We start from the raw sequence: 551 nt of genomic DNA, 5'->3' as shown, positions 1-551 counted from the left end.
GCGGGCGAGTCCGCCGGCAGGCGGGCGAAGCCGGTGCGGATCCGCGCAGCGGATGCGCGGAATCCTATACGCCGCACCAATTGACTTTAAAGCTCCCGGCAACGGGAGCTTTTCTTATATCGCGATGCGTCGAAAATCGCATCAAGGGGTCAAAATGAGTAAAAATCAAATTCAATAACTTTTTTTGAAAAACGCTTGACGATTATTCAGTCCATGTGCATAATAATCAACAAGTCGCGGCGTTACCTCAGCTGGATAGAGGGTCTGACTACGAATCAGAACGTCATAGGTTCGAATCCTATACGCCGCACCAATTGACTTTAAAGCTCCCGGCAACGGGGGCTATTACTTCAAGACTTTAGTCTGCTGGCCGCGCAGCGGCCAGCTTTAAACCACCCGCTACGCGGGTGGAGACAAACGGCTTTACAAAGCCACCCCTCCGACCGATATTGACGATTGTTCAGGCCGTCAAGAATTCGAGTCGAAGGGGTGGTCGCCATGGCCCAGAAGGCCTACAGCCTTTCCCACACGAAGTGGATGTGCAAGTACCA

1 tRNA gene is annotated in these 551 nt (G+C 52.6%); it reads left to right on the top strand.

Annotation, left to right across the window (positions count from 1 at the left end):
- Positions 1-236: 236 nt before the first annotated feature.
- A tRNA-Arg gene (locus tag DW029_RS03900) sits at positions 237-313 on the top strand.
- Positions 314-551: the final 238 nt, after the last annotated feature.

The sequence above is a fragment of the Collinsella sp. AF38-3AC genome, from assembly GCF_003474365.1.
Taxonomy (GTDB): domain Bacteria; phylum Actinomycetota; class Coriobacteriia; order Coriobacteriales; family Coriobacteriaceae; genus Collinsella.
Note: the sequence above shows the minus strand (reverse complement) of the source record. Positions and strands in the feature narration are given on the sequence as shown.